General features: G+C 42.4%; 11 protein-coding genes and 1 riboswitch. Of the genes, 3 read left to right on the forward strand and 8 right to left on the reverse strand.

Annotation, left to right across the window (positions count from 1 at the left end; genetic code table 11):
- Positions 1–20 precede the first annotated feature (20 nt).
- Positions 21–1,367, reverse strand: a complete 1,347-nt coding sequence (locus tag VP472_RS19485; protein ID WP_146275916.1) for an amino acid permease — start codon at positions 1,365–1,367, stop codon at positions 21–23.
- A 145-nt stretch (positions 1,368–1,512) separates the two neighbouring features.
- Positions 1,513–1,593: riboswitch (glycine riboswitch) on the reverse strand.
- A 298-nt stretch (positions 1,594–1,891) separates the two neighbouring features.
- Here VP472_RS19485 and fbp point away from each other — a divergent pair.
- On the forward strand, positions 1,892–3,817 hold the full coding sequence (gene fbp, locus VP472_RS19490) for a fructose-1,6-bisphosphatase (protein ID WP_146275918.1): 1,926 nt from the start codon (positions 1,892–1,894) through the stop codon (positions 3,815–3,817).
- A 51-nt stretch (positions 3,818–3,868) separates the two neighbouring features.
- Here the strand turns inward: fbp and VP472_RS19495 are convergent, their stop codons facing one another.
- The 6 genes from VP472_RS19495 to VP472_RS19520 form a co-directional block, all read right to left on the reverse strand.
- The gene (locus VP472_RS19495; protein WP_071392502.1) at positions 3,869–4,333 is read right to left on the reverse strand and encodes a (2Fe-2S)-binding protein; all 465 of its coding nucleotides are present in this window, start codon (positions 4,331–4,333) and stop codon (positions 3,869–3,871) included.
- Positions 4,326–5,168 carry an FAD binding domain-containing protein gene (locus VP472_RS19500; RefSeq protein ID WP_146275920.1) on the reverse strand — a complete coding sequence of 281 codons (843 nt, stop codon included), beginning with the start codon at positions 5,166–5,168 and terminating at the stop codon, positions 4,326–4,328. The genes VP472_RS19495 and VP472_RS19500 overlap by 8 nt, the downstream gene beginning before the upstream one ends.
- The gene (locus tag VP472_RS19505) at positions 5,155–7,485 is read right to left on the reverse strand and encodes a xanthine dehydrogenase family protein molybdopterin-binding subunit (RefSeq protein WP_153986744.1); all 2,331 of its coding nucleotides are present in this window, start codon (positions 7,483–7,485) and stop codon (positions 5,155–5,157) included. The genes VP472_RS19500 and VP472_RS19505 overlap by 14 nt, the downstream gene beginning before the upstream one ends.
- Positions 7,486–7,490: 5 nt before the next feature.
- Positions 7,491–8,111: an NTP transferase domain-containing protein gene (locus tag VP472_RS19510; protein ID WP_146275924.1), complete on the reverse strand. Its 621-nt coding sequence runs from the start codon at positions 8,109–8,111 to the stop codon at positions 7,491–7,493.
- Positions 8,108–9,124: an XdhC family protein gene (locus VP472_RS19515; protein ID WP_146275925.1), complete on the reverse strand. Its 1,017-nt coding sequence runs from the start codon at positions 9,122–9,124 to the stop codon at positions 8,108–8,110. Before VP472_RS19515 ends, VP472_RS19510 begins: the two co-directional genes overlap by 4 nt.
- 69 nt (positions 9,125–9,193) lie before the next feature.
- A complete protein-coding gene (locus VP472_RS19520; protein ID WP_146275927.1) occupies positions 9,194–10,210 on the reverse strand; it encodes an FUSC family protein in 1,017 nt (338 codons plus the stop codon).
- Positions 10,211–10,524: 314 nt separating this feature from the next.
- Here VP472_RS19520 and VP472_RS19525 point away from each other — a divergent pair, with 314 nt between their 5' ends.
- Positions 10,525–11,079, forward strand: a complete 555-nt coding sequence (locus VP472_RS19525; RefSeq protein WP_095318288.1) for a Pathogenicity island protein — start codon at positions 10,525–10,527, stop codon at positions 11,077–11,079.
- 58 nt (positions 11,080–11,137) lie between these two features.
- On the forward strand, positions 11,138–11,299 hold the full coding sequence (locus VP472_RS19530; RefSeq protein ID WP_044052758.1) for a hypothetical protein: 162 nt from the start codon (positions 11,138–11,140) through the stop codon (positions 11,297–11,299).
- Between the two features lie 707 nt (positions 11,300–12,006).
- Here the strand turns inward: VP472_RS19530 and VP472_RS19535 are convergent.
- Complete coding sequence (locus tag VP472_RS19535; RefSeq protein WP_146275929.1) at positions 12,007–13,806, reverse strand: DUF262 domain-containing protein; 1,800 nt, start codon at positions 13,804–13,806, stop codon at positions 12,007–12,009.
- Positions 13,807–13,824: the final 18 nt, after the last annotated feature.

Genomic DNA, 13,824 nt, shown 5'->3' on the forward strand with positions numbered 1-13,824 from the left:
AGTACACCGTCTGAAGTAATTCAATCTGTCTTTCTCCCTCTCGCCCGATAGATGAGAAATAATCCAATAAACCACAGCGGCGTCAGCAGCAAAGCCGGGCGCGTCGCATCCGCAAACAGCATAATCACCAGAATGACGGCAAACAGCGCCAGCACGGTGTAATTGATAAACGGCGCAAACGGCGCCTTGAAAGGCGAGCTTGCGTGTAAGTCCGGACGGGTTTTCCTGTATCTGATATGACAGACAAGAATCACGCCCCACACCCAAATGAAACAAATCGCGCTGATGGTGGTCACGATGCCAAAGGCCGCTTCCGGTATCAATTTGCTTAAAAGAGCGCCAGCTGACAGCACAATAACCGATATCCATAATGCGCGGCTCGGCACATGATTTTTATTCAGCTTCGCAAAACTTGCCGGCGCCTGTTTCGTTTTGCTTAAGTTATACAAAATCCGGCTTGTTGAAAACATCCCGCTGTTACAAGCAGAAGCGGCAGACGTTAATACGACAAAATTAATAATTCCCGCGGCCAACGGAATGCCGACCAGACTGAAGGTCTTTACAAATGGACTTTCCGTTGCATTCAGCTGCATCCACGGATTAATACATAAAAGAATGATCAATGCCCCGACGTAGAAAAATAAAATCCGTAAAGGAATTTTATTGATAGCGGACGGAATATTTTTTTTCGGATTTGACGTTTCCGCCGCTGACACACCCACTAACTCCACACCGACATAGGCGAAGATCACCATCTGGAACGAAAGCAAAAAGCCTGAAAATCCGTTCGGAAACAAGCCGCCGTGCTCCCACAGATTCGCCGCTGAAACCGTTCCGGTATGCGTTTTGAACCCAATCACCAGCAGAACCACCCCGATGACAATTAACGCGAGAATCGTGACTACCTTAATTAAGGCGAACCAAAACTCCAATTCTCCAAAAATCTTAACCGTTAACAGATTAAGCCCTAATAAAATGAGCAAACAGATAAGTGCAGGAACCCACTGCGGAATGTCAAACCAATATTTCACATACACACCGACGGCGATCACATCCGCCATAGCCGTCATAATCCAGCAAAACCAATAAGTCCAGCCGGTGACAAACGCTGCACGCGGCCCTAAATACGCCTCGGCTATATCCGTTAATGATTGGTACCCTGCTTTAGATAACAGCAGTTCTCCCAGCGCCCGCATGACGAAAAAAAGCGCAATACCTACAATAAAATACGCAAAGATGATAGAAGGACCCGCCAGCTGAATCGCCTTACCGGACCCTAAAAACAATCCGGTGCCGATCGTGCCGCCAATGGCGATCAGCTGCACGTGCCGATTCGATAAGTCCCTCTTTAGCTCTCGCTGCTCCACATCTGACTCCTCCTTACCTCTCTAGTGAACGACGAGCAAAAAAAGCCAATAAAAAAAGAGATTGGATGCCCTCCAATCTCATGGTCATAAGAATATCAAATTATATTTGCGCCGCTGACAATCAACAGCATGACAAATACATATTCGGTACTCTTCTGTCCTTTTGCCTGAGATTGTGAACCCTTCGGCGCCGCGGAAAACCCGCGGTCTCTCCAGAAGCCGCTCCTGCTGTAGTGCGACCCACAGCAATCATAGCCTGCTACGTATTAAGTTTCCGATAGAAATAACTATCAGCTAACTTTTTATTTTAATGGAAGTTGAATGCATTGTCAATAGGGGTATGCGCTCACAGCGTTATCCCGGTCCAATTTTTGATGCCTGAAGCGCCGTATTTTCCGTTTTCATTGTCTCAAAAAGGCGTTATGCGGTACTATCATATAAGGTCTAATGATGTAAACATTATGTCACACTTTAAATTCGCCTTACCATACAATTGCTCGTAAATAAAAAGGGGATGGACGAGATTGGAAACCAAATATTTAGATCTGCTCGCACAAAAATACGATTGTGAAGAAAAAGTGGTCACGGAAATCATTAATCTGAAAGCGATACTGAACCTGCCGAAAGGAACCGAGCATTTCGTCAGTGATCTGCACGGGGAGTATCAGGCATTCCAGCACGTGCTGCGGAACGGTTCAGGAAGAGTAAAAGAGAAGATCCGCGATATTTTCAGCGGCGTCATTTACGATAGAGAAATTGATGAACTGGCGGCTTTGGTCTATTACCCGGAAGACAAACTGAAGCTGATCAAACATAACTTTGATACGAAAGAGGCATTAAACGAGTGGTATAAAGAAACGATTCATCGGATGATTAAGCTCGTTTCTTATTGTTCTTCCAAGTACACCCGCTCCAAATTGCGCAAAGCACTGCCCGCCCAATTTGCTTATATTTCCGAAGAGCTGCTGTACAAAACAGAACAAGCCGCCAACAAGGAACAATACTACTCCGAAATCATAGAACAGATCATTGCGCTCGGCCAGGCCGATAAGCTGATCACCGGTCTTGCCTACAGCACGCAGCGATTGGTGGTCGACCATCTGCATGTTGTCGGCGATATTTATGACCGCGGACCGCAGCCGGATAAAATCATGGAAGAACTGATCAACTATCATTCAGTGGATATTCAATGGGGGAATCATGATGTTCTCTGGATAGGCGCTTATTCCGGCTCAAAAGTATGCCTGGCAAATATTATCCGCATCTGTGCCCGCTATGACAATCTGGATATTATTGAAGACGTTTACGGCATCAATCTGAGACCGCTATTGAACCTTGCCGAAAAATATTACGATGATAACCCGTCTTTCCGCCCGAAAGCGGACGAAAACAGACCGGAAGATGAGATTAAACAAATCACAAAAATTCATCAGGCGATCGCGATGATCCAATTCAAGCTTGAGAGCCCGATTATTAAGAGACGGCCGAACTTTAATATGGAAGAACGGCTGTTACTGGAAAAGATCGATTATGACCGCAATGAAATCACGCTGAACGGAAAAACATATCAACTGGAAAACACCTGCTTTGCGACGGTGAATCCTAAACAGCCTGACGAGCTGCTAGAAGAAGAAGCAGAAGTCATGGACAAACTGCTGTTTTCTGTCCAGCACTCCGAAAAGCTGGGCCGCCATATGAATTTTATGATGAAAAAAGGCAGCCTGTATCTGAAATATAACGGCAACCTGTTGATTCACGGCTGTATTCCCGTCGATGAAAACGGCAGCATGGAAACGATGATGATAGAGGATAAAGCTTATGCGGGCCGTGAGCTGCTCGATGTATTTGAACGGTTCTTACGGGAAGCGTTTGCCCATCCGGAAGAAACCGATGATCTGGCGACAGATATGACGTGGTACTTATGGACAGGCGAATACTCCTCCCTCTTCGGAAAACGGGCCATGACAACCTTTGAGCGGTATTTCATTAAAGAGAAGGAAACGCATAAAGAAAAGAAAAACCCGTATTACTATTTGCGTGAAGACGAGGCAACCTGCCGAAACATCCTGAAGGAATTCGGCCTCAATCCGGATCACGGCCATATCATCAACGGCCATACACCGGTAAAAGAAATCGAAGGAGAAGATCCGATCAAGGCAAACGGAAAAATGATCGTCATCGACGGCGGCTTCTCCAAAGCCTACCAATCCACAACAGGCATCGCCGGCTACACGCTCTTATACAACTCCTACGGCATGCAGCTCGTCGCCCATAAACACTTTAACTCTAAGGCCGAAGTGCTGAGCACCGGAACCGACGTCTTAACAGTGAAACGATTAGTCGACAAAGAGCTGGAGCGGAAGAAAGTGAAAGAAACAAACGTCGGTGAAGAACTGATGAAAGAAGTGGCGATTTTGGAGAAACTGCGGGAGTATCGGTATATGAAGTGAAGAATATGGAGTTCAGAGATAATTCTCTGGGCTCTTTTTTACAGTTGCGAACTAAGAAGTCCCTTTCCCTGTATGTAAAACGGATTTAACCGCTTCTTCAATCTCCCTGTAACCCGTACATCTGCAAATATTGGACTCCAGCCAATTTTTTATCGTGTCATCACTTGCATTCGGCTCAGTATTCACTAAAGCATGGCAATTCATGAGAAAACCCGGTGTGCAATAACCGCATTGAAACGCGAATTTTTCAATAAAAGCCTTTTGAATCGGCGTATTGATCAGTCCTTCAATTGTCGTAATGTCCTTTCCTTCCCCTTCTGCCGCAAGCATTAAGCAAGATTTCATCGGCACCCCGTCCGTTAATACCGTACAGGCGCCGCAATCCCCATTTAAGCAGCCCGGTTTTGCACCAGTTAATCCGAGACGAAGACGAAGAGCAAATAACAAAGTATCAGCCGGTCTGACCGTCATCTGTCTTTCCTCGCCATTTACTTTCAACGTAATAGGATCAGACATTTGGACCTCCTTCTAATTCCTGTAAGGCATCTAAAATTGTATGTTGCAAGACAAATATTCGGTATTCACTTGAGCCTTCCGCATCATCAAGAACGGGTTTGGGTACATACTGTAAAGACCTGCGCGCTCTATCTTCTAATGAATAACTTTGATCATTAAGCACAGCCTCCATTTCAGCAGAACGAAACGGAAATGGACATACGCCGCTGAAGGCCATTCTGATCTCATCATCTTTTTTCAGCGCGCAGACTGTCACCAATGGATATCCGACATTCCACTGCTGTCTTCTTTTGATACTGACAAACGGCAGGTCAACATACGCTCGATCGACAACGATATGAAATAAAAAATCACCTTTTCGCAATTGTATTTCCTTGTTAAATACTTTATTTATGGGACGGTAATGAATCCCCGCTCTCCCTGCAATCCCTAGCAAACTATCAGAAATCAGCAACGGCAGCACGGCCTCACGGTAATAGATGCCCCCGCAAATGTTTCCGCCCAGGCTGATTTTATTTCGAGACGTCCGATCCGCAATTTCACTTACCGTTTTACTTAAAAGCGGAAATGGATTTTCTTCCTCCAGTTTCGTTAATGACACGCCCGCTCCGATCACCAGATAACGTTCATAAAAACGGATGGCGTGAAATTCCGGAAGCGCGTTCATATCTATCACCGCATCCGTATAGACGATATTCAGCCTTCCTAACGTGATAATTTCCGTGCCGCCGGAATAATACATCGGTGTTTTCTTTTCGGCCGCAAGCGAGTGAAATAGATTGATTGTTTCTTGAATGGTCTTCGGTTTAAAATAGTCAAAATCAAACGGTATCATCTTTCCACTCCTCTTGCGTTCTCCATAATTGTTCGGGAATGAGAGGAAGTTGATTCAATTGGACACCTAAAGCGGCGGAAAGGCAATTTCCCAATGCGGCCGGCATCCCCAGCAGTCCGTGTTCCCCGCCGCCGCGCGCTCCATAAGGCGCAATCTCATGCGGGGTTTCAACAAATTCAATGATATATTCAGGCTGCTCTCCATAGTGAAGGGGGCGGTATGTTCTAAGCTGAGGATTTAATACTCTGCCATATGAATCAAAGACAAAGGTTTCTCTTCCTCCGAATGCGATTCCCATACTCATCCCCCCCATCACTTGCCCCCTTGCAGCTTTTTCATTCAGTACAGTTCCTATATCCACAACAGAATAGGCTTTTGTAATCCGATACGTATAATCCCGCTTATCCAACTCAACTTCAATCCCCTGAGCACCGACAGCCCACTCGGGTCCCGGCTTTCCTCTTCCCGTTTCCCGGTCTAAATTCGTCATCCGGGTTAGTGTATAATTGCCGCTCGCAATGATTTGGCCGCCAATGGTATTTCCATTCGGAAACGTATATCCGTAAGCAATGTCTTTTATGTCAACATGTACAGAAGGATGATCTATAAAATAAACCTTTCCGTCGGCCACTTCCAATTCCTCGACAGGAACCCGCAACACACATGATGCCGCGTCCTTCAGCTTTCGAATGGCTTCTTCCGCTGCATTCAGTACGGCTTTTCCGGCCATTAACGTCCCTCTGCTCCCCACGGTTTTCCAATGCTCGGGTGTTGTTTGTGTATCTACAAGCATTTTTACGTGAATTTTGCTTATATCCATTTTCATTCGTTCTGCTAAGATTTGGGCTAGCACTGTTTTTGTCCCTGTTCCAATTTCCACTATCCCTGACATCAAATTAATGCTTCCATCAGGATTAAAGGTTAAAATCACTCCGGACGTTGCATTTGTATCAAATGTTGAGGTTTTCCAAATACAGCTGATCCCCTTCGCCCGTATCTTCCGGCCGTCGATTTCAATTCGCTGTCCCTCGTCCCAATTCATTAATTCCTTCAATCTTTCAATACATTTCGGCACATTTCCGACCGTGCTTGAATTGAGAAGAACTTGAGTCGGTGTGGTGTCACCGGGGCGAATGGCATTTTTATAGCGAAGTTCTAACGGGTCCATGTTCAGCTTTTCCGCCAATACATCCATCGTCCGCTCAAAAGCAAATAACACTTCAGCATGGCTGTAGCCCCTGAATGCACTGGGATATGGATGATTCGTATACATACAATATGAATCACACGATATATGGTCGATAGCGTACGGACCCGTACAATCAACCACCGCAGCCCGGCTGATGTCCACTCCTTTATCAGAGTATGCTCCGCCATCAAATAAAAGCTGAATGTCCGCCGCCTTTAAAATTCCATCCTTTGTGGCCCCTAATTTGACAATGGCATCCAATCCTACATGAACGGGAGATGTGATCATATCCTCTTCTCTCGTATTAAACAATTTGACGGGCCGGCCTCCGACTGCTTTTGATGCCAAATAGGCAATCACCTCTAACTGAACGGCTGCTTTTCCCCCGTACGCCCCGCCTACTAAAGGCGTTTTGACGATAACCTTTCCGGGTTCAATTCCAAAATACCACTGCATTAATTTTTTAATGGCAAAAGGAGCTTGAGAGGATGTGGTAATGATAATCTCCTCATCCGCCCGAATTTCAGCGATCGAGCATCTTGTCTCCATCGCAGCGTGATCAGAAGGGTTAAAGGAAATCTGGAAGTCTGCTGTCACATCACTTTCCCTAAATCCGTCTTCAATATTTCCTTTTCTAACCTTATCCAGGTTTGCGATATTTGTCTTCGGAACCGGGAATACACCTTTTGTCTTCTCATAGCGGTCCGCATGTTCATGGACGAGCGGCGCATCCTTTTGAAAGGCCTCACGGGGGGAATTGACGACGGGAAGAGGTTTATAGGATACTTTGATGGCATCCGCGGCCTTTTTAGCTGTAATCGGATTTTCCGCAACAACAACAGCAACCGGCTCACCATGGTATCTGACCCTTTTGTAAGCAATCGGCGATCTGTCTTTAATTTCCTCACCTGCAAGCGGAAAAGGTTCATCCCCCAATATCGCTCTCACACCGGGAATCTGCCAAGCTTCTGAAAAGTCCATCGACACAATATCGGCATGAGCATATGGACTGGTCAGCATTTTTGCGTGCAACGTCCCTGTTTCTTGAAAATCATCCGTATATTTCGCTTTACCCGTCACTTTTTCAAGGGCCTCTTTCCGAATGACACTCTTCCCGATATACTCCAACTCATTCACTCCCCGAATTTATTCAGCAGCAGCGTATAATCTTCAACTGTATCGACGTCATAAAAAAGCAAAGGATCTTGAAAGCTGATCATTTTTCCCGCCTTGATCATACTTTCACGGATCACATGCCGGGCGCCCCGATCTCCCTTTAACTGATGCAATACCGGAAAACATTGATTGGAGAATAAAATGGGGGGCATAGGAAGATGCTGATTTTCAGCGGCGATAAATAAATAACGGCGCTCCTTTTGATAGGAATCAATTAACGTATTGATGATATCTGAGGTGACAAACGGCTGATCTGCAAGGAGAATGATAACGGCGTCAGCCTCGTACGCTGCCGCTTTTTTTACACCGCATTGTATAGAATGGCCTTGGCCCTTACCCGCCTTCTCACATTCTGCCTGGCTCCACTTATTTGACATAGGGGATAAAAAGAAAAATTCCGAAAGCCAATGCAGTGAATCTCCCTTTCCCGTAATAACGAAAATATGATCTAATTCAGATAACAAAGCATGTTTAAGCGCCATACTTCCGAGGGAGACGCCATTGAGAACTAAACTTCGCTTATCCGTCCCCATGCGTCTGCTTGTACCGGCTGCCAGATAAATGCCTGCTGTTTTCATAGGCGAGACCTTTGTTTTCGCATTTTTTGAATCATCTCGCCAACAATGCTTACAGCAATCTCTTCAGGGCCTTGTGCCCCGATGGGAAGGCCGATAGGGGAATGAATATCTGCCGGAATCTCTGCCCCGCCTAACAGCCGCTCCGTGCGCCTTCTGGGGCCTAAAACGCCTTTATAAAACACATTCTCGTTTTTTATTGTATGTAAAATGATTTGATCTTTTTGAAAGCTGTGCGTCATAATGACAACAAAATCCCTTTTTGTCATGCTCAGGCCTTCCATGACTTCTTCCGGCGCTCCCGTTATCAAATGGCCGGCTTCAGGAAAATGCCCGTGATGACATAAGGCGGGACGCCAGTCAATCACCGTCACATGAAAGCCCGCACGAGCCGCCAACGAAACTAACGGCCTCGCATCTTCTCCTGCTCCGAAGACATATAAACAAGGTTTTGGCACCATCTGATGGATAAAAAACAAATCAGATGTATGTTCATCCCTTTTGATTCCCTTCTCTGTCTGTCTCAGTTTTTGAATACAGCCTTGCTCCATCACATCCCCGGTTCCAAACACGCTGCCGTCTTCAGCGATATACAGATCTTCCTTCGGCTCTAACGTTTCAGTGAATCGTTTCACTCGGGTCACAGATTTTTTTCCATCTAAGCATGTCTTGACTGTCATCAGGTGTCGTTCCAATTCCCCTTTTACAGGCTCAAGCAACACCGTCAAAACACCATTACAGCCAATGCCCTGTCCCCAGGATAAATCGTCTTCCGCACTCATATCAAAGCGGACAATCAACGGTTCTCCCGCAGACCAGACCTGCTCTGCCCTTTCAACGAGATCTTCTTCCAGACAACCGGCGGATAACATGCCGACTCTTGTTTTATCCCCTGAAATCAACATTGAAGCCCCTTCTTTCTTATAAGCGGACCCCTCTGTTTGAATGATGGTAGCCAGTACCTTAGCTTTTTTAGAATTGGCGATGACATCCAAAATCCGGTGTATATCATCCATTTCATGTCCCCCGCTTTTACCTGATCATATCTGCATCTGTATATCCGTATTCTTTTTTTCCAGAAAACATTACAAACGCTTCAGCAATTTCTTCGTTTCTAAAAAAAAAGAGTCTTTATAGACCCTATGACCGGGCGGCGGGTGCGACAGCATGTCGGAGCGGAGAGATTCCAATAACACGTTCTGTTCCTTCTGTTTCCGATTGTCTGTTTCACCCTGCTGTATGCCTTTAAAACCCGCAAAATATTCACTTAACACTTGTAAATTATTCCCCATCTCCCTTTTGTCACTTGAAGATAAAGCTCCTTCTTTTTCCCATTCTTTTAACGTTTTCACTATATTTGACAGATACTCAAATCCGGCGTTCAACTTTTGCATCTCTATTTGATAGCTTGAAATGATGTTTTTATGTTTTTTTCTGACGGGGTTGAATTTTAAGCTGTCAGAGGCTGTTTGCAGCATCTCTTTTGCCGTATGCAGCTCCTGCAGAAGATGGTTCATTTTATATTCCATAAGGTTCCCTTTTCCTTGTCCCCACTCTGATTGCACCCATTTGGAAAGGTCTGAAAGTGTGCCGGAAAGCTGACGGGCCAATGTTTGAAAAGAGTCCGCTGCCTTTTTTGTGTAATCCGGCGGAAACAGGAACATGTGAACCAGAATCGCGATGATGACGCCGATCACCGTATCGATGATTCGGTCGAATGCATAATCTTTAGAGTTTCGTTCAAACGTAAAGACCAATAAAATGGTGAGCGCTACCTGATGCAGAACCGTTACATCTATTCGCAACCACTTCGCTATGTAAGTACCGCCTAACAGGAACAGCCCCAGCATCCAGCCATTCATTGGCAAGTGACTGACAAGAAAGGACGTTAGCATGATCCCAATCGCAGTTCCCGCAATACGATGAAAAGAAAAACGAATCGACTGATCTATCGTTGGCTGCAAACATAAGATAACAGATAGAGGCGCTAAATAGGGATGATCAGAGCCCGCCAGTTTTGCCGCTTCCCAAGAAACCGCAGAGGCAATCGCCATCTTCCAAACCAAAGATGTTTTGTTTTGAATTTTTTCACTTTTCATCATATCCCCCTCCTTTCAGAAACCTTTTCCACTAGGTTTCCGTGACGGAAAGGGATTTATACTGACGTGTGGAAAAAGCGAAGGAAGCTGTTGTTTGCAATAAAGGTGCTTCTCTGAGCTCTTCTTTACGTTTCTGCCCTCCTTGATAACTTCGCATCAGATATGAACCCTGCTCTCCTATGACTTTCGAAGGGAAACATACAAACCGTGTTGGTTAATGTGATGAAATTGGGTGAATTTTTTATCATTTTATATGGTAAGGGTTTAACAAGCAGAATGCCTTTGTTAGTATGGCAACCAAAGGAGGAGGATCAATTATGCAAAGCAGAATGAAGCTAACCGCAGTGAAACTGGCAGCCTTGGTATTCCTAGCAGGTGCCTTTGCCCTCCCGGTTTTACCCCATGCTGCGGCTGCCGCAGAATCCCAAGCTACATACAAAGTTGAAAACCTCAACGACAGTGAGCTGAAGATGACGTTCAATCATGCAGATGTTCATATTGACGCTAAAGGCAATGCAACCCTAAAAGACAACATAACGGGCGAGGAGCAGGCTCTTCCGAAAAGCTCTACTGACAAAAATGGTGACCCCGTTACACTGAAATATGAAAAAATCAAAAATGGCGTTTTAGTCAAAGTCGTAAACAAAGACGCTGGAAAAACAAGCGGGTCAATCAGCACCCAATCAGTCGGAAAATGTATTTTAGGTACTGGCGGCGGTGCGGTAACTGGAGGCGGCACACTGGGTCTCGCAGGAGCTGCTGTAGGAACAGTCACAATACCCGGCATCGGAACAGTAGGAGCGGGTGCCGTCGGAGCCATTACCGGCGCTGTTGGCGGTGCAATGACAGGAGCTGCCGCATCTTGCTTTTAACCATGAAGAAAAAGGGGCCCGCGCCCGTTTCTTTTACTAACTATGGAAGGTGGTCGACATGTACAAAATCATCATTCCTTCAATACTAGCCATCTTCATTCTCTGGATACTCTTACAGATTTCACTGGAGATAAGCATCGTTAAGAATCCATTGAATTATTTTATTGTAATCATTGTCTTCTTTCTCTTTATTAAGATGGTGAAAGAGAAGCAACAGTAGGTTGCTTTCATCAGATGTAGGAAACCAGATTTGTATTGGAATCTGGTTTTTTTCTATTCATTTTCAAAGAAATGCGAAGAAAACCAAATAAGATGAATATTTTATCAAACGCAAAGCCCTATGTTCAAAAAAATCTTTTACAGCGTAACACTGATCTAGTGATAAAAAGTCTCTGCTGCTAATACTATTTTGCCTATTAGTCTGGGTTGTAACTCGATTTAAAAATACTTGACCTTTATAATAGTTTCCTTCATCATCCGTATTGCTTATCGAAAAGATCTTTATATTTATTGCTACTTTACTTAATTTAATTTATTTTCCTCAGAAATCTGACCGTATCTTCCTATTACACCTGTATACTGCCAATATTTTGGATCAAAAATTTCTTTTTTGGTGTTCATTCATAATTTCCTTATCAGCAACTACATTTATTAAATCTGAATATTTATACTCTAAATTTGTTTTTATTTGATTAATTTCTAGTAAATCATTTTCTCCTCTTCATATTTCACTTAATTTTATTTTACATTAAAAGTACAACTCACTTATGATAAGACTACCGTCGTGTAAATAAATGACGTTTTATTCTCTTTATAGTTAGTCTAAATTAGAACTAATACGACTCTTATCCGACTCGAACTTCTAATTATTTCTCAATTTGAGAATATAGCTATATAAGAATTTAGTTATCACAATGAAGATTTTTTCTAAATTAAGAAGGAATCCCAAAAAGAATTTGCCAATTTATTAGCTCTTCTAGAAACATCCTCACGAGTAAACCTATTATGTTTTTCACATAATGTTTGAACCATAGTATAGTTACTCTTTAGATATATAGATTTCTTTTGTTCAAATGATATATCTTTATTTTGTTTTTTCTCTTCATTTAATTCTCTATTATATTTTTCTTCAAGCACTGTTAAATTTCCGATATTTTCCGTGTCACCCAACGACTCATCTAAAATATGCTCTATAGAATATTCATCATCATCAAATCTTCTATTATCCATCCGATTAGCTAATTGTTTTATAGCATAGGAAGCAGGAAAGGCTTCTAGCCCTCCTCTGGCTTTTTCTTTAGAAAACTCTAAGCTCTCAAACGCTACAACAAAGTTTTCCTTAGTAAGAAGTTTTACTAATTCTTTTCTTAATTCTGAAATAGCTACTTTAATATCGTTTTTTGACCTAGCATTAGAAACTTTTTCCGAAAAATTTTTATACGGACTTGTAGCTTTATTAGATCTAACTTTTAAATTTGTTCCAAATGCTGCAAAATGAAAATTACTTAGAAACTGTAAGAATAAAGTTTTTTCTTTTTGAGGTAATTTCTTTTTGCCTAGTTTAGCGTCAGTGATATATAATGAGAGCAAAACAGGTCGTACCTGTACACCTTTAAATCTATTAATCGCTACAAGATATTCTAATTCTGCTTTTAACTCTTTTCTCGTAAATTGATTTCGATCTGGTGAAACTATTGTTTTATAAAATTCTAGACCTTGTTTTAACTCTCTAACAAATTTTTCAAGTTCTTGATCTGTACTTGTTCCAAATCTTTTAAGAAACTTTTTATACAAGTTATTTCCGTTTGCACTATCTTGTGGATAAACCGCCTTCCAATAGTGTAAGAAAAATTCATTGAAAGTAGTATCTAAATCTACAATTAGTTTTTTAAAATCATTCCAAGTTCTCGATATTTCATCAACTCCACCATCAGTAATATCAATTCTGCTAAAAATAGAGTTTTTTATTAAATCTACCTGCGAAAGCGGTTTACCTTTGGAATTTATATTTTCAAAGATTTTATTAGCTTGTTCTTTTTCTGAAACAAACACATCAATTATTTCGGACTTTAGTAATTGGTCTCTTAATGCTTTTAAAGAATCTACATAATTTTCTATTTTAAATTGAAACTGATACATTGTCGAAATTTTCTTTAAAAAAACATTTGGTTTCAATTCACTTAAAAAGAAATCAAATGTTTTTTTTAATAATTCTTCCTCTTCTGTAGCGGGCTCAACTTCACTATTTTTAGTACGATAATCTTGAATTGTTTGTGTAAAATACGGAAAACTAGAAGTTGTTTGTACTTTCCTTTGTGGAGTTCCATCAATTTTTTTTATTAAATATTCACTTTGTATAGTATCAGCATAATTACTAGCAGCTTCTACTTGTGCATCACCATATAATGCTGAGTTTTTCACATCATACAATGAATTCCTTAATGCTGCTAATAATATTGTAGATATAGTTAATCTTTGTTGACCATCTACAACTTGAACTAAATCTTTATCTTTCTCTCCCAAGAATAACATATTACCTAAAAAATATTGTGATGTTTCAAATTTGGCGGTATCGGGATTAAATGATATTTGTGATAACATATCATTTAAAAATTCATTATAATTATTTTGATCCCAGGAAAAATCACGTTGAAATCTAGGTATTTTATATGTTCTTGTAGCTGTAAATAGACCCCGTATGTTATCACTCATTGCTTCAAAATTCATTTTTTCTTCCCCTTCTTA

This window comes from Bacillus sp. MT(2024) (genome assembly GCF_036362845.1).
GTDB lineage: Bacteria > Bacillota > Bacilli > Bacillales > Bacillaceae > Bacillus > Bacillus velezensis.

What these genes read in the sequence shown, in the direction of transcription:
- VP472_RS19510 (WP_146275924.1), bottom strand. Translation starts at nt 8,111, where the DNA reads ATGAAAACAGCAGGCATTTATCTGGCAGCCGGTACAAGCAGACGCATG.
- VP472_RS19525 (WP_095318288.1), top strand. Translation starts at nt 10,525, where the DNA reads ATGCAAAGCAGAATGAAGCTAACCGCAGTGAAACTGGCAGCCTTGGTA.
- VP472_RS19500 (WP_146275920.1), bottom strand. Translation starts at nt 5,168, where the DNA reads ATGATACCGTTTGATTTTGACTATTTTAAACCGAAGACCATTCAAGAA.
- VP472_RS19535 (WP_146275929.1), bottom strand. Translation starts at nt 13,806, where the DNA reads ATGAATTTTGAAGCAATGAGTGATAACATACGGGGTCTATTTACAGCT.
- VP472_RS19515 (WP_146275925.1), bottom strand. Translation starts at nt 9,124, where the DNA reads ATGGATGATATACACCGGATTTTGGATGTCATCGCCAATTCTAAAAAA.
- VP472_RS19520 (WP_146275927.1), bottom strand. Translation starts at nt 10,210, where the DNA reads ATGATGAAAAGTGAAAAAATTCAAAACAAAACATCTTTGGTTTGGAAG.
- VP472_RS19530 (WP_044052758.1), top strand. Translation starts at nt 11,138, where the DNA reads ATGTACAAAATCATCATTCCTTCAATACTAGCCATCTTCATTCTCTGG.
- VP472_RS19495 (WP_071392502.1), bottom strand. Translation starts at nt 4,333, where the DNA reads ATGTCTGATCCTATTACGTTGAAAGTAAATGGCGAGGAAAGACAGATG.